18 protein-coding genes are annotated in these 19,396 nt (G+C 60.8%); 15 read left to right on the top strand and 3 right to left on the bottom strand.

What is annotated here, in order from left to right; genetic code table 11:
• The first annotated feature begins 10 nt into the window (after positions 1–10).
• The 11 genes from ACP26L_RS20480 (at position 11) to ACP26L_RS20430 (ending at position 11,336) form a co-directional block, all read left to right on the top strand.
• Positions 11–901, top strand: coding sequence for a RimK family alpha-L-glutamate ligase (locus tag ACP26L_RS20480; RefSeq protein WP_426445885.1), 891 nt, complete (start codon positions 11–13; stop codon positions 899–901).
• A gap of 24 nt (positions 902–925) precedes the next feature.
• Positions 926–1,576 carry a degT/DnrJ/EryC1/StrS aminotransferase gene (locus tag ACP26L_RS20475; protein ID WP_426445883.1) on the top strand — a complete coding sequence of 217 codons (651 nt, stop codon included), beginning with the start codon at positions 926–928 and terminating at the stop codon, positions 1,574–1,576.
• Positions 1,566–2,888, top strand: a complete 1,323-nt coding sequence (locus tag ACP26L_RS20470; protein WP_426445880.1) for a DegT/DnrJ/EryC1/StrS family aminotransferase — start codon at positions 1,566–1,568, stop codon at positions 2,886–2,888. Before ACP26L_RS20475 ends, ACP26L_RS20470 begins: the two co-directional genes overlap by 11 nt.
• On the top strand, positions 2,885–3,943 hold the full coding sequence (gene argC / locus ACP26L_RS20465; RefSeq protein WP_426445878.1) for an N-acetyl-gamma-glutamyl-phosphate reductase: 1,059 nt from the start codon (positions 2,885–2,887) through the stop codon (positions 3,941–3,943). The genes ACP26L_RS20470 and argC overlap by 4 nt, the downstream gene beginning before the upstream one ends.
• Positions 3,943–5,793, top strand: a complete 1,851-nt coding sequence (locus ACP26L_RS20460) for a M20/M25/M40 family metallo-hydrolase (RefSeq protein WP_426445876.1) — start codon at positions 3,943–3,945, stop codon at positions 5,791–5,793. The genes argC and ACP26L_RS20460 overlap by 1 nt, the downstream gene beginning before the upstream one ends.
• Positions 5,794–6,609: a 1-deoxy-D-xylulose-5-phosphate synthase N-terminal domain-containing protein gene (locus tag ACP26L_RS20455; protein ID WP_426445874.1), complete on the top strand. Its 816-nt coding sequence runs from the start codon at positions 5,794–5,796 to the stop codon at positions 6,607–6,609.
• A complete protein-coding gene (locus ACP26L_RS20450) occupies positions 6,588–7,535 on the top strand; it encodes a transketolase family protein (RefSeq protein ID WP_426445872.1) in 948 nt (315 codons plus the stop codon). Before ACP26L_RS20455 ends, ACP26L_RS20450 begins: the two co-directional genes overlap by 22 nt.
• Positions 7,525–8,769, top strand: coding sequence for an MFS transporter (locus ACP26L_RS20445; RefSeq protein ID WP_426445871.1), 1,245 nt, complete (start codon positions 7,525–7,527; stop codon positions 8,767–8,769). The genes ACP26L_RS20450 and ACP26L_RS20445 overlap by 11 nt, the downstream gene beginning before the upstream one ends.
• Before the next feature lie 48 nt (positions 8,770–8,817).
• Positions 8,818–10,086 (top strand): ATP-grasp domain-containing protein, encoded by a 1,269-nt coding sequence (locus tag ACP26L_RS20440; RefSeq protein ID WP_426445869.1) that lies wholly within the window; start codon positions 8,818–8,820, stop codon positions 10,084–10,086.
• A 17-nt stretch (positions 10,087–10,103) separates the two neighbouring features.
• Complete coding sequence (locus ACP26L_RS20435; RefSeq protein WP_426445867.1) at positions 10,104–10,673, top strand: flavodoxin family protein; 570 nt, start codon at positions 10,104–10,106, stop codon at positions 10,671–10,673.
• Positions 10,674–11,189: 516 nt separating this feature from the next.
• Positions 11,190–11,336 (top strand): hypothetical protein, encoded by a 147-nt coding sequence (locus tag ACP26L_RS20430; protein WP_426445865.1) that lies wholly within the window; start codon positions 11,190–11,192, stop codon positions 11,334–11,336.
• Positions 11,337–11,573: 237 nt separating this feature from the next.
• Here ACP26L_RS20430 and ACP26L_RS20425 read toward each other — a convergent pair whose 3' ends face one another.
• Positions 11,574–12,830: an MDR family MFS transporter gene (locus ACP26L_RS20425; protein WP_426445863.1), complete on the bottom strand. Its 1,257-nt coding sequence runs from the start codon at positions 12,828–12,830 to the stop codon at positions 11,574–11,576.
• Positions 12,831–12,947: 117 nt separating this feature from the next.
• Here ACP26L_RS20425 and ACP26L_RS20420 point away from each other — a divergent pair, with 117 nt between their 5' ends.
• Both ACP26L_RS20420 and ACP26L_RS20415 read left to right on the top strand, forming a co-directional pair.
• Positions 12,948–14,789, top strand: a complete 1,842-nt coding sequence (locus tag ACP26L_RS20420) for an ABC transporter substrate-binding protein (protein ID WP_426445861.1) — start codon at positions 12,948–12,950, stop codon at positions 14,787–14,789.
• Between the two features lie 115 nt (positions 14,790–14,904).
• Positions 14,905–16,050 (top strand): serine hydrolase domain-containing protein, encoded by a 1,146-nt coding sequence (locus tag ACP26L_RS20415; protein ID WP_426445859.1) that lies wholly within the window; start codon positions 14,905–14,907, stop codon positions 16,048–16,050.
• Between the two features lie 201 nt (positions 16,051–16,251).
• On the opposite strand, the gene ACP26L_RS20410 is transcribed toward ACP26L_RS20415, so the two are convergent.
• Complete coding sequence (locus tag ACP26L_RS20410; protein WP_426445857.1) at positions 16,252–16,740, bottom strand: MarR family winged helix-turn-helix transcriptional regulator; 489 nt, start codon at positions 16,738–16,740, stop codon at positions 16,252–16,254.
• Positions 16,741–16,893: 153 nt separating this feature from the next.
• Between ACP26L_RS20410 and ACP26L_RS20405 the strand changes: the two genes are divergently transcribed.
• Both ACP26L_RS20405 and ACP26L_RS20400 read left to right on the top strand, forming a co-directional pair.
• The gene (locus ACP26L_RS20405; protein ID WP_426445855.1) at positions 16,894–17,319 is read left to right on the top strand and encodes an SgcJ/EcaC family oxidoreductase; all 426 of its coding nucleotides are present in this window, start codon (positions 16,894–16,896) and stop codon (positions 17,317–17,319) included.
• Positions 17,320–17,549: 230 nt separating this feature from the next.
• Positions 17,550–17,924 carry a winged helix-turn-helix transcriptional regulator gene (locus ACP26L_RS20400; RefSeq protein WP_426445854.1) on the top strand — a complete coding sequence of 125 codons (375 nt, stop codon included), beginning with the start codon at positions 17,550–17,552 and terminating at the stop codon, positions 17,922–17,924.
• A 49-nt stretch (positions 17,925–17,973) separates the two neighbouring features.
• Here the strand turns inward: ACP26L_RS20400 and ACP26L_RS20395 are convergent, their stop codons facing one another.
• A complete protein-coding gene (locus ACP26L_RS20395; RefSeq protein WP_426445853.1) occupies positions 17,974–19,044 on the bottom strand; it encodes an SDR family oxidoreductase in 1,071 nt (356 codons plus the stop codon).
• Between the last annotated feature and the right edge of the window lie 352 nt (positions 19,045–19,396).

Here is a 19,396-nt window from a genome sequence, read left to right as displayed (position 1 = left end):
GGGAGAGCCCATGAGCAGCGGTCAAGCGAACGTCCTGCTGTGCGTCACGAAGCTGAGGGAAGAGGAGAAACGGATCGCCGAAGGGCTGACAGCCCGCGGGTTCCAGGTGGAAGTCAACCTGGATTCCATGGCCCTTCCCCTGAGCCGGCCGGCAGGGGAAGGGCGGCCGGACCTCGCGTTGATCCGCTGCCTCTCGCAGAAGAACGCCCTCAGCCGGGCAACGCTTCTGGATTTGGCCGGCATCCGGACGCTGAACAGCGTCCAAGCCATAAACATCTGCACGAACAAGATCCATCAGGCCATCGTATTCGAGGGGCACGGCATCCCGCAGCCCCGGTTCCAAGTGGCCTTCACGGCAGCCAGCCTGCAGGAAGCCTTCGAGGCTTTCGGACAAGTTTTCGTGGTTAAGCCGGCCAGCTCATCTTGGGGAAGGGGGATTGCCCGCATCGTCGGCAGGGAAGGCCTGGACGGATGGATTGCGGCAAGGGAATCGCTGGACCCGAGCCATCAGTCGTTTCCGGTTCTGGTGCAGGAGTATGTGGACAAGGGGGATTTTGACATCAGGGTAGTCGTCGTGGGGAAGGAGCCGATCGCCGCCTTCCGCCGCGTATCACCGGATAATTGGAAGACGAATACCCATCTCGGAGCGGAGGTGGAGCCCTTGGAGGTGGATGCCGAAATCCGGAGCCTCTGCGGCCGGGTAACCGGTGTGCTCGGGGAAGGCATCTACGGCATCGACTTGTTCTATGATTACAAGGAGCACCGGTATCTCGTCTGCGAAGTGAACCAGAACCCAGAATTCGCCAAATCCTGGTTGATCCACGGCGTCGACGTCGCCGCCCATATCGCACAATATGCAGCAAACCGGCTCGCTTCCGAACGCAGCCTTCAGCCAACCTAAATTCCAAGTAAACGGGGATGAAAAATGAAGAACGCACAGATCTCCAAAGCCCACTTTTTTTCGCTGTCCTTCGTGCTCTCGAGGGTTCTCACCTCCGGCGTCATTATGAGCATCGAAAAAAACGAAAGTGAATTGAAGGGACTCGAGAAGAGCATCGGCAAAATCACAGGGAAGAAGCATGTCTCTCTCTATAACAGCTATACCGGGGCCGTGCATGCGGCCCTCTGGGGCCAGGATATCGTTCACGGTTCCACGACAAGAATCGAACAACTGAGTGAGGGGGAGCGCCGGTTCATCCGCTGGCTCGGCGTGGAGCTGACGGATGAGCTGGCCGTGCCGCTGGGCTTCGAGCGGCTCGCGGTCGGCTGGGACGAGCTGAACGACCTGGAAGCCCGTGTCACCGCCTTATCCAGCAGCGCTCCGGTGCTGGTCCTCGATTTCACCCCTCTCGGCTTCGGTCCCGCTGCCGCCATTGCGGCGAATGAGCCCCTGATCTGGAAAAAGGCCGAACGCCTCAAGATCTTCGGCGCCTTCGATCTGCAGACAATGTGGACGCAGGAGGAGAGCGAGCCGGATCTGCAGCCGGCCGTACAGTTCAATTACCGGTTAAGCCCGCTCGTGGCGGCCTGCGTCAAACTATCTCTTCTGAGGAGGAACCGAGAGAATGAAGACTGATTTTCTCCGCAAGCCGCTCGAGCTTCCGACAGAGGACTGGATCCGTGAAAGCCTGGCGTATCAAGGGGGACCTGCGATCATCCCCGAGGACGTGCGCCGGACCATCTTCCCCACGATCACCAAGGAGGACATCACGCAGATGCTCATCTCCATCCAGCAGGACGGGGACAGCGTCGTAGAGGAGTTCGCCGAAGCTTACCGCAGCTATGTCGGCGCGAACCATGCCATTGCGACGGCCAGCGGCACATCGAGCCTCCATCTGGCCCTGGTGGGGGTGGGCGTGCAGCCGGGGGACGAAGTCATCCTGCCGGCATTCACCTTCATCGCCACGGCCCAGGCTGTCGTCGCCGCCAAGGCGATCCCCGTGTTCGTGGACATCGACCCGCGGACGTACTGCCTCGATCCCGAGAAGGCGGAGCGGGCGATTACGAAAAAGACGAAGGCGATCATGCCCGTCCATGTCCACGGGCTGCCGGCGGACCTGCCGAGCCTGCGCGCTCTGGCCGACAAATACTCGCTGCGCCTCGTCGAAGACGCCTCGCATGCGCATTCCGCCTCGATCGACGGCCGGCTGGCTGGCTCGATCGGCGACGGGGCGGGCCAGAGCCTCATGGCGGACAAGAACTTCCCGGTCGGCGGGGAGGGCGGCATCGCCTTCTTCCGGGAGCGGGAGGATTACGACAGGGCGCAAGCATTCCTGGAGGAAACCGGCATCGACTACCGGATGTCCTGGATCGCCGCCGCGTTCGGCATCTCCCAGCTCGACCGGCTGCCGTACTATGACTCGATCCGGGCCCGCAACGCCGATTACCTGACGAAGGCGCTGACGCAGACGAAGCTGTTCCGCGGACCTTATGTGCCGGACGGGTACAAGCACAGCTATAACATGTACCGCGTGAAGATTTCACCGGAAGCGCTGGGGTTGGACGATCTGGAGGATTACCAGGTCAAGAATGCCATCCAGGAGCTGATCCTGAGCGAAGGCGTTCCGGCGAGGGAGTGGCAGAATGTGCCGATTCCGGGCCATCTGCCGTTCAAGAACCGGCGCGGCTTCGGCGGCGGGTATCCGTTCACCCTGTCCGAGCGGCAGGACTTCGGCTATGACCTGCACCATTTTCCGGAGACGCTGAAGATGCTCCGCTCCACCCTGACGATCTGCCGGGAGCTGCGCTCCCCGGTCGAGTACGAACGCATCCAGGCCTATGCGCTCGCCTTCCGCAAGATCGACGCGAATCCGGAGATCATCCGGGAGATCGCTTTGAAGAGCAGGGAAACCAAAATCTTATACGAAAGGGACGCCAGACTGGGATGAGCACAGCTGAATCGAAGACATTAAGGGCGGCCATCCTGGGCGGCAGCGGCTTCACGGGGGCCGAGCTGTACCGGCTGCTCGGGCGGCATCCGCAGATCCGCGTGGAATTTATCTCGTCGGAATCCAAGGCCGGCCTGCCGGTGGACCGATATTTCGTTTCCTCGTTACATAAGAAAACGCCGGGTTCCCTGAAATTCCGCAAGCTGGAGGAACTCGAAGGCCCCTACGACCTCATCTTCTCCTGCCTGCCCACCGGGAGCCTCCCCCGGTACATCGAACGGGCAGCGGCGCAGACCGATAAAATCTTCAACATCAGCGGGGATTACCGGATCACGGACCCGGGCCTGCTCCAAGCGCATTACCCTGAATCGCTGAAGTACGAGGTTCCGGGGGGCGCCCACTATTATATTCCGGAGTTCTCCGAGATCAACCGGGATGCCAAGCTCGTCAATCTGCCCGGCTGCATGGCGGTGGCGAGCATCTACTCCCTGTATCCGCTGGCCGCCCACGATCTGATCGAGCCCCGGGTGATCACGGACGCGAAGACCGGCTCCAGCGGAGCCGGCAAGGCCAGCTCCGAGACCCATGCGGAGCGCGCGCACAACTTCCGGCCGCACAAGATCCACGGGCACCGGCACAAGCCGGAGATCGAGCATGCCCTGAAGGGCCACCTCGGCCGAGAGATCGAGCTGCAGTTCTCGACCTTCAGCCTCGATCTGCCCCGCGGCATCCTCGTTACCTCCTATACGCAGCTGAAGGAAGGGGTGACTGAGGTGGATGTTCGCAAGGCCTTCTACAGCACGTATGCCTCCAAGCCGTTCATTCATTATTTTAATTCGAAAAACGGGCCGCACGGCCCGATGATCAAGACGGTTACGGGCACCAACATGGCGGAAGTCGGCGCATATGTCGACGGCCGCAGCTGCGTCTCGATCGCCAGCATCGACAACCTGATCAAGGGGGCGGCCGGACAGGCGGTCCAGGCGGCCAACCTGTACTACGGCTTCCCCGAGGAAGCCGGGCTGCAGTACGCGGCGGAAGGGGCGTGGCCTTGATGGACAATCTGTATGTGATCAAGCTCGGCAGCAGCACGGTGCTGAACCGGCCGGAGATCTTCGGTGAGATCAGGCGCATCTCGGAGCGCGGCGGCCGCGTGCTGCTCGTCGCAGGCGGGGCGGAGGGCATCAAGCGCAAGTACGAGCAGCTTGGCCGGGAAATGCCGTTCCTGACCCTGCCGGGCGGCGATGAGGTCCGCTACTGCCCGCCGGCGGAGATGCCGGTGATCCGTGCAGCCTATCACGAGATCATCCTTGCGGAAGCGGCGGCCGCACTGCGCTCCCAAGACTTAAGCGTATTCGCCCAGAACGGCGGGGATAACCAGGTCGTGACCGGCACCAAAGCGAAGCCGCTCAAGGTAGTGAAGGATAGGAAAAGCTTGATCGTCCGCGATTCCCTGTTCGGCAGCTACGCGGGGAGCAACACGGGATTCCTCCGGTCGGCCCTGGATGCCTACGATGTCGTCATCCTGACGCCGCCGATCTACGATCCGGCGCTTGGCGATTACATCAATATCGATGCGGACGTGCTTGCCGCCCATCTCGCAGCGGAGCTCGGAGCGCAGCATCTGCGCTTTGTGACCGGCACGCCGGGGATTCTGGAGAATATCGAAGATGCCGGGTCTACGATCCGGCATGTATACCAGGGTGACGAGCTGCCCTGGGTCAAAGGCCGGATGAAGCAGAAGGTGAGGGCTGCCTCGATTGCTCTCGAGCAGGGCGTGGGCGACGTCTGCATTACCGGTCCCCATACGCTGGAGGGCGGCGGGCGGACCTGGTTCTGGAGCTTCGCGCGGTCAGAGGAGGGGGGGAGTCTGGACCTGCTCTCTAAGGTAAGCCGGATTCCATCCGCTTCCCTCGACGAGCATGAGCTGGCCTCCTTCCTGCTGGAGGAGGTCCGCTATCCCGGCGTGTCGGGCTTCATCGACGAGGCCGGCAATGTCGTGTTCCGCAAAGGAAGCGGTCCGCGGACGCTGCTGCTTCTCGGCCACATTGACACGGTGCCCTTCCAATGGCAGGTAAAGAACGACGAAGAGGGGCTGACCGGCCGGGGTGTCGTGGATGCCAAAGGCAGCTTCGTCAACTTCATCCATATGCTTGAAGAAGCCGACGTGCCTGAGGACGCAGAGCTGCTCGTTGTAGGAGCCGTGGAGGAGGAGGTGTCCTCCTCCAAAGGCGCCCTCCATGTCAGGGACCATTATCACGCGGATGCCGTGATTATCGGCGAGCCCAGCGGGGAGAATAACCTGACGCTCGGCTACTACGGCTTGTTTAAGCTGGAGATCACCGTCTCCCGCCTCCAGGAGCACACGGCAGCCAAGGACACCGTCAGTGTGATCGACGAGCTGTATCAGGTAGTGGAGACGATCCGCCGCCGGGTGAAGGAGATCGACCCGGATTCCCTGTCATCGCTGATCGACGTTAAACATACAAATCTGAATGGATTACTTACTATTACCGGCACGCTGAACTTCCGCATCTCGCCGGCCGCAGGCCGAGATTACAGCCAAAGCGTCGCGCTGGACGATCTTGGAGAGGACGTTAGAGTGGAGGTGCTGCGGGCTACGCCCGGCTATGCCAATGGGCGGAGCGACGCCTTGGTGAAGAGCTTCGTCCGCAGCTTCGCCAAGGAAGGCCGGACGGTTCACTATATCAAAAAGCGCGGCACGAGCGACATGAACACGCTGGCGACGACGTGGGAGGGGGTGCCCATGGTGGCCTACGGCCCCGGCGATTCGAGCCTCGACCATACGAACCGGGAGTACCTTCATTTCGCCGAGGTCCTGTCGTCCCGGGCTATCCTGAGAGAGGCCGTGAATGAATGGTTCCGGCTCGGAGGAGGAACGTAGATGGAAGCACTGAAATCCGCAGGGACCGCCGCCGGGTCCGAGGTGACGCCCGGCCGGCTGCAGGAGCTGGCTCTCCAGGCACGGAAGCTGATCATCGACATGGCGGCGGCGCCGACAGGCTGCCACATCGGCGGCAGCCTGTCGGTCATCGACCTGCTGGTCGCGGTATTCGCCAAGTACGGGGGCGATGACCGGCATGCGATCGTGCTCAGCAAGGGGCATTCGGCGGCTGCGCTGTACGCCGCCCTCCATGTACACGGCGTGATCGCAGAGAACCCCGCTGCGACCTATGGCCGCAGCGGCTCGCTGTTCACCGGGCACCCGAACCACAAGCTGCCGGGCATCCCGTTCGCCACGGGCAGCCTCGGTCACGGCATCCCGTATGCCGCCGGCTGGGCGCTTGCCCAGCGGATGAAGGGCAGCGGCGGCCTTGGCATTGCGATTGGCGGAGACGGCGAGCTGCAGGAGGGGCTGGTGTGGGAAACCGCGCAGATCGTCCAGGCGAAGGGGATTGCTAATTTTATTTATATTGTAGACGTCAATGGCGGGCAGAACGACGGTCTGCTGCAGGATATCTCGCCTGTCAACCGGCTGAGGGAGCGCTTCGAGGCGTTCGGCTTCCATGTGAGGGAGATTGACGGGCATGACTTCCCGGCGATCCTCGGCGCGGTGGAGCCTCATCCGGATGGGCCGCTCGCCGTACTGGCCGCCACGGTGAAGGGCAAAGGCGTCCGTGCGATCGAAGGCAACCCCGACGCCCACTATGCGAAGATTCCGGAGAAGACCGCCGACAAATGGAAAAGGAGCTTGTCATGAGCCTATCGAGCAGGGAAGCCTACAAAGCGGAGCTGACGGAGCTTGCCCGCACCAACGACAAGATCGTCTGTCTCGAAGCGGATCTCGGGGGGAAGAATCACGTGTTCCAGGGGACCCACCCGGACCGCTTCCTGAACATCGGCATTGCCGAAGCGGCCGGCATCGACATGGCGGCAGGGCTGGCCGAGGCGGGGTATGTGCCGTTCTTCTCCACCTTCGCCTCTTTCGCGGCCTTGAGGGCGGCCGAGAGCATCAAGCTGGCCATGGGCTACATGGGCAAGAACATCAAGATCGCCGCAGCCTACGGGGGCGTCTCCGGCGGCTGGTTCGGCACGACGCACCACTGTCTCGAGGACATCGCGGTGCTGCAGTCGTTCCAGCACGTCCGGATCGCCTGCCCCCACGGGGAGGAGGAGACCCGGCTCGTCATCCGGGAAGCGGCGGCTTCGCCGGAGCCGTACTATATCCGGCTCGGCCGCAATGACGGCTTCCGCAGCCTGGACCGACCGCCGGGAAGCAGCGCGAGGGAGATTCTCTACCAGGGAGGGAAGCGCTCCGGGGCGGCTCTCTGTCTCATCTCGGTCGGCGAACAGGCCGCGGAGATCTGCATCAGGCTGGCGGAAGAGGACCCGAACCTGCTTCACGCCCACCTCGTCTATGTGGACAGTCAGTCCCTGAAGGGGTATGCGGAGGAGCTGCGCTCCGTGTCTGACACCTTCCTCGTTGCCGAGGAGCACAGGGGCACGGGGGGCACGGCGTCCTATCTCTCGCTGCTGCTGCCGGAGTGCCGGGTGTACTCCCACGACTGCGGCGAGGAATGGCCGGTCTACGGAGGCACTCATGCAGAAGTGCTGGAGCACCTCGGCTTCGGCCTTACCGGATTGAAGCGGCAGGCCGCCGAGTTAGGAGGACGTCATGGTATTTAGCGTGCTGAGATCGCGGCAGTTCCGCAACTATTTTCTATCGGATATCATCAGCGGCTTCGGGGTGGGTATGAGCACGATCGGGGCCAACTGGTATCTCATGGACCGCACCGGGTCGCTCGGCGCCATCGGCTTCATGCTGACGCTGAACGTGCTGGCCGGCTTCGCCATCTCGCCTCTGGTCGGCACGCTGACGGACCGCTTCAACCGCCGGACCATCATCCAGGGGGCCAACTGGGCCCGTGCGGTACTGATTTTTGCGCTTGCGCTGGCCTTCCTGTTCACTGGATTCCATACCGTGTATCTCTATCTTTTCACGATCATCAACGGCATGGGCTGGACCGTCTATATGTCGGCCTCCCGAAGCCTTGTGCAGGAGCTGCTGACAGAAAAGGAGCTCATGAACGGCAACTCGCTTATCGAGATTTCGCTGCAGGTCGGCATGTTCCTGGCCGGGGCGGTCTCGGGCATCCTGTACAAATATTACGGATTCGAGTTCATCCTCATCCTGAATGCCGCCGCGTTCGTGATCTCGTCGCTCTTCCTCTCCCGCGTCCGGCATACGCCGCTGCCCGTAGAGAACAAGGACGAATCCTTCTTCGCGAACTTCAAGGAAGGGCTGCGCTACCTGAAGGACCGGCCGCCGGTCTTCCTGCTCGGTGTTGTCTCGATCATTCCGGTGGTCGCCGTCATGATCTTCAATGTCGTGCTGCCCGGCTATGTGAACGGTCCGGTGCAGGGCGACTCCGTGGTGTTCGGCCTCTCCGATATGTTCTACGGGATCGGTGGCCTGCTCTCCGGCTTTGCCGCCGCGCCGCTGGCCCGCAGGCTGCCCGGCCAGGCGGCGGTCACGCTGTTCTTCCTGCTGGCCTCGGGCGTCCTGTTCGCCTGGGCGTTCAGCGCTTCCGTCCTGCTCCTGTATCTCGGCAGCGTGCTGCTCGGCCTCAGCAATTCATCGCTGCGCATAATTATCAACACGCGGCTCATGGAGACGGTGTCAAAGTCGTTCATGGGCCGCGCGATGTCCGTGTGGATTGCGATCTCGCTGCTGCTGCAGTGCATATCCGCCGCCGGGCTCGGCGTGGTTCTGGACCGGGTCGCACCGGGCCTTGGCTTTGCGGGCATCGGCGCTTTGATGGTGGCCGGTCTGCTGCTGTATTTTGTGGTGGTATATGCCCTGAGGGCATCGGGGGCTGCGGGAGCGGCAGGACAAAGCCAAGCCACGCTGGAGCAATGATGTGATCCATCGTCATCGACTCATAATCGAAAAGGAGGGTTCTCCCGCATGAGCAGCAAGCAAAAAATCGTGGCTTTCGTCGAACCGAGCTTCTACGGGGTCAGCTTCGCGAGAGCGGCCTACGAGCAGGGGCATCAGGTTATCGCTATCGTCTCGTCCAAGGACAATCCGGCCAAATACGGATATGAGGGAATCTACCATGATCTGCTCGTCGCCGACATCCGGGACGGGGATTCGATCTACGAAGCGATTGCCGCTTCGCCGTACTTCGGCCGGCTGGACGCACTGATTCCGGCCACCGATTATGCGTCTCACCTGACGGCACAGGCGGCCGAACGGCTCGGGCTCCGCGGTGTCCCGTATGAGGCCGCGCTGCGGGCCCGGAACAAAGATCTGGCCCGTGAGGCGTATGAGCAGCACGGCGTTCCGGGCGCGAAGTACAGGAAGGTGGGCGTCCTGGAGGAGGCCTTGGAAGCAGCGGAGGCGATCGGGTACCCGGTCGTGCTCAAGCCTACGAACTGCGCGAGCTCGCAGGGTGTGTATTTTATCAAGAATGGGGAGGAGCTCAGGGAGGCCTTCGTTCAGCTGCAGGAGTTCAAGGTGACCTACATGGATTTCAAAGTTCGGGAGGAGTACCTCATCGAGGAATACATCGAAGGACCGGAGTTCAGCGTCGAGCTGTTCCTGCAGGAGGGCACGCCGGTGTTCGCTGCCGTCACGGAGAAGCGCACCTCGCCGCTGCCGTACTTCGTGGAAGTGCTGCACACGCTGCCGACCTCGGTGCACCGGGAGAGCGAAACGGCGCTCATCGACACGGCGGTCCGTGCGCTGAAAGCGATCGGCCTGGTGAACGGCCCGAGCCATGTCGAGGTGAAGCTGTCCGCGTCCGGCCCGCGCATTATCGAGGTGAACGGCAGGCCGGGCGGCGACCATATCTCGTCGGACCTGCTCGTGCAGGCGTTCGGCCTGGACATCTTCGCCGCCACGGTGAACTATTACCTGGGTGAACCGGCAGAGCTCCAGCCTGCACGCAAGCGTGCCGCCGCGATCGCTTATTTGACGGCGGAGCGGGACGGAACCGTGGCGGGGATCAGCGGACACGAGGCCTGGAAAGAGAGTCCTTACGCGGTACGTTCGGACCTTGCGGTGAAGCCGGGCGATGACGTGGTCGTGCCCCGGAGCTCCGACGACCGCCTCGGCTATGTCATTACGGCAGCCGATTCGCCCGGGGAGGCGAAGGAAGCCGCGCTGGCGCTGGTCCGGCATGTTACAATTACCTATGAGGAGGCGCAGCTGCCTCTGGCGCATGGACAATAAGGAGGCGTTGAACCCGCATGGGCATTGCAGTATTGTACGGAAGCTCCCGCCGAAACGGGAACACGGATATCCTGGCCGCCCGGCTGGCGGAAGGGAGGGAGGCGGATCACCTGTATCTGTCCGATTACCGGCTCCAGCCTATCGTCGATTACCGGCACACGGAGCCCGGCCCTTATCCTGACGACGATTACCATGAGCTGATCGGCCGCGTCCTTGCGGCAGATACCTTGGTGTTCGCCACCCCGATCTACTGGTACGGAATCTCGGGCGTGCTCAAGACCTTCATCGACCGGTGGTCCCAGTCTCTACGCGAGAACCGCACGGAGTTTCTCGCCGGTCTCGCCGGCAAGCAGGCGTATGTCATCGCGGTTGGCGACGACGATCCGCACCTGAAGGGGCAGCCGCTGCTGCAGCAGTTCGGCTATATTTTCGACTTCACCGGTATCCGCTTCGCGGGCCATGTCATCGGTACGGCGAACAAGCCGGGCGACATCCTGCAGGATGCAGAGGCGCTGGCGGTGGTCGATGGGTGGAGAGAGGAGTGGAAGAACGGTAGCGGAACGGAGAGTGGCAGGGGCTCCGTCTGAACAAAATAGCAGTTTGGTTCCTTTCCCGTGGGAGTGACTCATGGAATGAAACCCTTAGGCGGTTGGTACTTCGGCGCCAACCGCTTTTTGTCGTTCTCAACAATCCGGTCCGAGGACTAAGGTCAAATTTTAAGACCCTTTCATCTCATCGTGGAACGGAATCGCAGGCTTTGCCCTTCGTCCTGGAGCAGCTTGATCCAGTCGATGGGTACAACCCAAAAATGACCTCAAAATCCACTGTTAAGTGGAGGATGAGGTCTTTTTTTATCGGTGAACTCCTATTCCTCCAACAACCGACGCATGGACTGGCGCGCAAGCTGTCTATGAACATTAGCGGAAGTACGGTGCGTTATTCCCGCTTTTTAATGGTATCCACCAAAAATAAAGGAACACAGATGCGCTATTATAGGGATGGGCGCGGTTTCCGGACCCCGTTTTCCCATTATAAAGCATCTGAGTTCCGCTATTTCCGGGAAATGCCGGGAAATACATCAATAAGATACTTCACTTCCGCTATTGCAAAAACGAACGCTGGGGCGCCGGGCCGAAACGATCGGTCCGGAAGCTGAGCCGCATACCTTCCAGCTCGAACTGCAGGACGCGTTTCGCGGCCGCCTGAGGCAACCAGAGGATCAGATCCGCCTGCAGCGGCCGCAGCTGTGAGACCAACGATCCGGCAGGCGTCCTCCCCCAACCTTTGTCCCCGTATGGACGAACGGCGGTGAGATAGGGATCCTCCCGGATCAGGGTGAAGAAAATCCGGCCCGCCGCTTCGACTTGTGTACGGCTGGACCGATCAGCCGGATCTCCAAACGTTCCTGTGGAGAGGCTGCACATCCTAAACTTTTACTAAACGTGCGGCGTCCTCAAAAGGACGCCTGCAGGTGTTGTACCTAGCCCTCATACCGGCTCTGTCAGCCCATGCGTCTTGACGGCAGCCGGACGATCACGCAGCCGCTGCCCCCGGTGAAAGAACGGGAAGGCGGCGAAGGTCAGCAGCGTCAGGATCCCGAAGATCACAGGCCCCTGTCCGAAGCCCAGACCCTGGAGCAGCAGTCCGCCGATCCAGGCACAGAGACTCTGTCCGAGAAAAGCGAACCCGCTTGCGCCGTAATACGCTCCCCGCAGGGATTCCGGCGCAATCTCCCCGATGAGCACATCCCCTACCACGAAGCACAGAATTTCGCCCGTCGTGAACAGGATCATGGCCAGCGACAGCAGAATCATGTCATCGAACAGGCCGAAGCCGAAGAGCCCGATCCCGAAGAACAAACAGCCGAGCTTGAGGGACGCCAGGGATGTATAGCGTTTCATCATCTTCGTCAGCGGATACTGCAGCACGAGCACGGACACCGCATTGACGGCGAACAGGCTGGAGTATACCTCCACGCTGGTCTGCCCGATGAACTGCGACAGAGTCGTATCGAGGTGGGAGTAGGCGCCTGCGACGAAAAAGTTGCCGAGCAGCAGGTACAGAAACACCTTGTCGGTGAACACGATCCGCACCATCTGGCCGACGGACGCATCCGTCGTCTCTTTGCCCCGCAGCAGGTGGCGGAAGGAGAACATGAAGACAACGAGCAGCGCGGCATAGAAAGCGTAGATCGAGGCGCTGATCAGGAAAGGAAGCAGCGATGTGGTGCCGCCCATCCCGAGCTTCAAGCCAATCAGCGGGCCGACGGCACCGCCGATGTTGATCGCGAAGTAGCGGGCGCTGAAGGCGCCGGCGCGGCTCTCGGGCGGCGTTACATCGGCGAGCAGGGCGCGGGCGGTCGGCTCGAAGACATTGCGGAAGAGGCCGTTCAGAGCACTCAGCACGAAGAACAGCCAGGTCGCATCCGCGTAAGCGAATCCGACGAAGACCAGGCTCCACAGGGACATGGCCGAGATCATCACCGGGTAGCGTCCCAGGCGGTCCGACAGGGCGCCGCCCGCGAAGCTGCCGAGCGTACCCACGAGCAGGCTCATGGCGAGAATGGCTCCGACCGTGGCGGGATCGATGCCTTTCACCTTGCCGAGATAGATACCGAGGAACGGGATCGACATGAAGAAGCCGGTCCGGGACAGGAAGGTGCCGAGAATCACGCCCCAGGCAACAGGATGAAAGGAAGGAATGCGGAATCGGTTCGTTATTTTTCTACGGGGGTTCGTTTTCATTACAGCCGCCTTCTTTTCTTTTTATCGTTAAGTTCAGTATACCTGCACAAAAAGGACAGAAAAGTGTATAGTTTGGTGAGAATGGTTCACCTTTTATTTCAGAACGGAGGAAAGGCTATGCAGACGGTACTGCCGTATCTGGAGCTGAGACGGACCTTCAGGGAGCAGGATACCGGGGCGCCGTTCCCTGTCACGGTCGACAGGCTGGCCGGCATCTGGCACTGTACGCCCCGCTATGTCAAGGCGATCGTCCGCACCCTGAGCGAGCAGGGCTGGATCGTCTGGCAGCCCGGCCGGGGGCGCGGGCACTCCTCGACGCTGACCCTGCGGATGGATGCCGATGATCTGCTGCTGCAGGAGGTCAGGCGTCGGATGGAGCAGGGGGAGGTCCAGGAAGCGATGGAGCTTCTGAACCGCTTCGGCGGGCCAGTAGTCAAAGACCGGTTCCTCGACTGGATGTCGGAGGGGATCGGCTTCTCCACCCAGCAGGCGTCCGATACGGTGCAGGAGACGCTCCGTCTGCCCGTTTACCGGTCGATTACGACGCTCGATCCGGGTCTTGTGTATTACGCGTTCGACTGCCACTTGGCGAGACAGGTGTTCCATACGTTAGTCGAGTACGACGATCTGCAGGGAAAGGTGCTGCCCTGTATAGCCCACTCCTGGGAGAGCCGCTGCGGCGCTGCGGAATGGATCTTTCACCTGCGGAAGGGGGTTCTCTTTCACCACGGGAGGGAGCTGACCGCAGACGATGTCCTGTACTCGCTGAACCGACTCAGGAAGGATCCTGCACGCTTTGCCGGAGGCTGGAGGTTCCAGGGAATCTCGCACCTCGAAGCCTTGGACCGCAAAACGGTCCGCATCCGCCTCCGGGAGCCGAATCACCTGCTGCTCCGCTTCCTCAGCACCATCCCGGCCGCGATCGTTCCGGCGGATGTGGTGGAGCGCGATGAAGCGGGCTTTGCTCGGGTGCCTGTAGGCACGGGGCCGTTCCGGGTGGTGAGCCGCAGCGAGGGGAGATGCGTGCTCGAGGCGTTCCCGGCCCACTTCCGCGGCCGGGCCCACCTGGACCGCGTGGAGCTGCTCATCCTGGCGGGACTAGCCGCCGGCCGGCTGAAGGAGCCCGATTGGACGTCCATCATGACGTCGCACGGGGAGACCTCGAGCGCGCCGCGAGAAGCGCTGGTCAGCGGAAATCGGGACTGGAACAGCGTGGAGACCCGGTTCACCTGCTGTTCCCTGCTCGTGTTCAACCAGGCGAAGCCGGGACCGCATCGGCATCCCGCTTTTCGCAAAGCGCTGCACCTTATGCTCGACCGCGAGGCGCTGATCGCTGAGCTTGGGGGAGACCGGCTCTGTCCCGCGCGGGGCTTCCACCCGATGCCTTCCGGATATGGTCAGCCCTCTTCCGCCCAAAATGCCTTACCCCGCTCCCCGAACCCGGACATTGCGGCGCTGCTCCAGCAGAGCGGCTGCCAGGACGAGCCCCTGAAGCTGGTGAGCAACCCGTACCACGAAGAGGATGCCCGCTGGATGGCAAGGCGTGCCGCCTCGTACGGCGTCCGGGTGGAAGTTACGGTCCGGAGCACGGCCGAGTGGGGGGACGCGGACTTCCCGGTGGCGTACGACTGCCAGCTGTACGGCGTGGTGCTGGGCGGTGACGAGGTACGTGAGTTGGAGCTGTACCTGCAGCCTAACTTTTTCGCCGCTCTCTGGGACCCGGAGACGGCGGAGGCTGTGAGGCAGGAAGCGGACGAGATCTTCCGGGAAGCGGCAGAGGACCGGCGGAGGGAGCGGCTGGCGAAACTGGAGGAGCGGATCCGGGAGACGCATGCGGTGCTCTTCCTCGTGCACAAGTCGACGAACACGGCTTATCATCAATCGGTTCGCGGCGTACGAGTCAACTCGTACGGCTGGGTCGACTTCGACCGGATCTGGTTCCACGGGGAGCCGGAATAAGGCCAGGATGGGGTGACGGCAGCAGGGGAATTTCATTCTCACTCATTTTCTACCATGATCTGCACAGGGCGAGGGGAATATAATCGAAGCGGACCTATGTACGGGAAAGGAAGTGATGACGATGGACCAAAAGTCTCTCGAAGCCGGCCTCCAGCCCCTGCTGGATGAGATTACGGCTGCCAGCCCGGGGTATGGACTGCAGGCGGCGGCTTATCTGAACGGAAAGCTGGCGATCAGCGCTTGTTCCGGTACGGCTGACGGCGTCTCAGGCAGGCCCGTGCAGGCAGATACCCTGTTCATCGGCCAATCCGCCTCGAAAGGTGTCGTCGCCACGCTGATTCACCGTCTCGCGCAGGCAGGCAAGCTGGCCTACGATGATCCTGTGGCGGCTTATTGGCCGGAATTCGCGGCAAACGGCAAAGAGGGGATCACGATCCGACAGGTGCTGACCCATTCGGCCGGCATTCCGCAGACGCCCCCGGGTGCCGACATGGAGACGATCTGCGACTGGGCGGCGATGATCCGCGGGATCGAAGGGCTGTCTCCCCTGTGGGAGCCCGGCACCAAGTCGGGGTACCATGGGCTGACGTTCGGCTGGATCCTGGGCGAGACCGCACAGCGGGCAGCCGGGAGACCGTTTGCAAGTCTCGTCGAGGAAGAGATCTGCAGGCCGCTGGGGATGGGGGGCCGGCTGTACTTTGGGGCCCCACCGGATGCGGAGCCGCGCATTGCCAGGATCAGCGGAGATGTACGGGGGATGATCAGCCTGCCGGAGGAGCTGCTGATCAAGCAGGTTCTGCCTGTCAGCGTGATGCCCGTTCACAACCCGGAGTGGAACGAGCCCCGGTTCCACCGCGCGGGAGTCCCTGCAGTGGGGGCTGTGATGACCGCGGAGGCGCTGGCCCGCATGTATGCTTCCCTGATCGGAGATGGAGCGGACGGCGTGCGTCTGCTCAGCCCGGGTCATACCGAGGAGGCAGCCCAGCTGCAGCACCACCGGCACGACGAAGTGATGGGAGCCAGCCACAGGATGGCGCTCGGGTATGCGCTCGCCGACCCGGAGCTGCCGGGGGCGATGGGGAGCCGTCCGGATGTCTTCGGGCACGCCGGTATGGGGAGCATCATCGGGTTCGCCGATCCCTCCGCAGGGCTTGCTGTAGCGATTCTGACCAACTGCCTTGCGAATGAACAGGGAGACCGGAGGGCGGATGTACGGATTGCGGCGAAAATCCGGGAACTGCTTCAGCTGGGCCGAGAGTGAGGAAGAGAATCAGCCCGACGCATTTAAAATGGAACGTCCCAAACGGCAAGTAGTGACGATCAATCCCCCGCTTTGAATAGGAATCCAGTTATAAAAAATGACCTCATCCTCCACGTAACAATGGATTTTGAGGTCATTTTGGGTTGTTCCCATCGACTGAGCACACTTTTGGGACAGCCCTATTGAAATCCGCCTGAGGATTCATTCGGATTCCTTCATTTTATTCATTTCATCCAAAGTCATCTCATTACACTTCCTGATAAAGTCAAGGATGAGATGCAGCTCCTGCTCGGTGTACTGCGATATGATCTTGAGCGTCGAATCCATGACCGATTGGAACATGGGCGAGATAGGGGCCGAGCCTTCCGGCGCAGGCTTGACAACAACGCGTCTTCGATCGAGCGGATCCTTGTCCCTAGTCACATAACCTGCCTGCTCCAACCGATCAATAACACTGGTCACCGCTCCCGTAGTCAAACCGGTTACTTGTGCCAGCTGGCCGGCGGTTACCGGGCCGGTGCGATTCAGGAAATCAAGGCATTTGTGATCGGTCACGTTCAGACCCAATTTCTCAGAGATCAATTGATGAAACATAACGGCTCTCGCGCTGTTTTGCCGCAATTCATAGATTAGCGCCTTCTGTGAAGAAGTGAGCATGGGATGATTCGAAGGAAAATGATCCCTTGACATAGCGTAGCCTCCAAGTTATGATTTATATATCTTGATGCATTAAGATATTTAATTAAAAAAGATAATGGATGAATTAAGCTTCTTGGCTTTCACAGTATAACACACGATCCATGCACCTCCAAACAAGTTCACTTATGGAGAGGAAGATTCAAAATGACGAATCAGGAAGATCTGAAGGCTATCGGCGCTTTATTTGAAGAATTAAAGGACTCCTGGAATAAGGGCGATGGGGTGGCTTTCGGGAATTGCTTTATGGAAGACGCCGATTATGTGACATTCATGGGTCAGCATCTGAAGGGAAGAAAGCAGATTGCCGATGTCCATCAGATGCTGTTTAACGGACCACTTCAAGGTTCCATCCTGTTATCCGGTGCTTCTTCCGATTTGCAGCCGCGATTTATCGCGCCCGATGTCGCGATCGTGCATGCCATTGGGGAGGTACGCCTCGCCGGGCCTGCTCAAGATCCCAACGACAGAGGATCCATCAATACCAATGTAGTTATGAAGCAGAGCGGAGAATGGAAACTGACTGCTTTCCATAACTGCCGTATCCAGGAGTTTCCGAGAGGCGAACGTTAATCCCCACAGCAAGCGTGTATTGGTCCCTAGCACTGGGCTGGACATTTTTTCCCGGACGAGAAAATAGAGCTTCACACCTGCCGGCGTCGGTGTGAGTCTATGAAGCGGCCGGTCCCCGGCTCCCGTTCTTACCGGCGGCAATCGCTGTGAGCTGCAGTAAGCTGTGCCATGGGCTTGCAGCCCCGATCGCCAGACGGTAATGTAGGGACTAAGAGGGGAGATGAGGTTCCGTGACCGAAGGGGTAAAAACGTTCAACACGGCCGTCGAAGCGACGCTGGAAGTGATGGGTGGCAAGTGGAAGCCCGTCATCCTGTTCCATCTCACCTTCGGCAGGAAGCGCAATGGCGAGCTGCTGAGGCTCATGCCCGCCGTGAGCCAGAAAGTGCTGACACAGCAGCTCCGGGAGCTGGAAGAGGACGGCGTCGTCTCCCGGATTACGCACCATGAGGTTCCGCCGAAGGTGGAGTATGAGCTCACGGATTACGGCTGGAGCCTGAAGGAGATTCTCCATCTGATGTGCCGGTGGGGAGATTCGCATATCGACCGCGTGTATGGTCTGAAGGCCAGGGTCCTTCATGAGGGCGGTGCCACCGGCACGACATGAAAGAAGACCGGTCTCCAGAGAGGAGGCCGGTCCGTCTGCGGCAATTCGATCAAGGGATGACCCTGCGGCGGCGGAGATCGTCGAAGATGTTCATGAACATCGCTTCCGTATCCACATATTCGTGGAAGCCGAACCGGCGCGCCTTGGTCCCGTCAGCGAAGAAGTCGTAATCCCAGGAGAAGACAAAGTCTCCGAAGCGCCAGGAGGAAACTTCCTCATAGCTGTTGTTCATGAGACCGTACTTGCCGACCATGCGGTCCCACAGCGCTTCCTTATCCGCCATCACCGTCTCGAGTGACATCTGGAGGGGAGGGGCCGTCTCCAGCCCGAAGTTCGCAGCGATCTTGGGCCACAGCTCATTCCAGCGGAAGAGGTCGCCGTTGTTGATGTTGAAGGCCTGGTTGGCGCACCGTTCGTCGGTGGCCGCCCATACGGTTGCTTTGGCCAGCAGCCCGGCATCGGTCATCTCGAGCAGGCTGTTGAAGGCGCCCGGCTTGCCGGGAAACCGCAGCGGCAGCCCGAGCTCCTTCGACATGGAGGCATAGACCGCAATCACCATGGCCAGGTTCATGGGATTGCCGAGGGCGTACCCGCAGACGACGGAAGGCCGGATGGCCGACCAGGTCCAGTCTTTCCCCAGCTGCCGCTGTTCGAGGAACTGCTGCTGGTCGACATTGAACTCCGGAGGCATGTGGTAGGCATCGGCTTCGCGGGCCGGCGTCTTGAACGGGCCAAGATGCGCACCATACACCTTGTACCCCTGCATCAGGCTGATATGCTGCAGCTGCGGGGCTGCCGGCTCGACAGCGTCGACTACATTCACGAGCATGGCCAGGTTGGGTGCGACGAGCTCCGCCCAGGTCGGACGGTCCTGGTAGGCGGCATAGAAGATGTGGGTCACTTCCGTCAGGCCGCCCAGCTTCTCCCGGGTATCTCCGGCGTCGAGGAGATCCACGGACACATAGCGGACCCTGCCGGATGACTCCCCGCCGCGTCTCGACAGACCGATGATCTCCCAGCCGGGCAGCTCCCGCAGGTAATCGATCAGGTTGCGTCCAATGACGCCGTTCGCTCCGACGACCAGAGCGGTATGGCGAACCGTGACTTCCTTGTGCTTCATAACCGTATCCTCTCCTTTGGTGTGATCTTTTCTACATTGTGCAGCAGACGGACGGTGAAGAAAAGTACGCACTTTGAAGTCACATAGGAACCTGCAGGTAATGATGGGATAGAGCTTCGTGAAGCCAGGGAAGCAGCGAGGCTGGATAAGGCGATACGGAGGATATCCGGAGTGAACGACGAGGGAGGGCCGGAGGATCGAGGTAGGCTTGAGTATGATCAGTATCGCGGACGGTTGAAGATCAGGATGCAGTGATTCCGGTGGACTTTCGGTGGAGGGAACATATGGAAAAACGCACGAAAACATGAAGAAGCCGGCCCTTGAGGGTCGGCTTCTTGGGGAGGAGAAGGAC

The organism is Paenibacillus sp. S-38, assembly GCF_049942825.1.
In the GTDB taxonomy this organism is placed as follows: domain Bacteria; phylum Bacillota; class Bacilli; order Paenibacillales; family NBRC-103111; genus Paenibacillus_G.
Note: the sequence above shows the minus strand (reverse complement) of the source record. Positions and strands in the feature narration are given on the sequence as shown.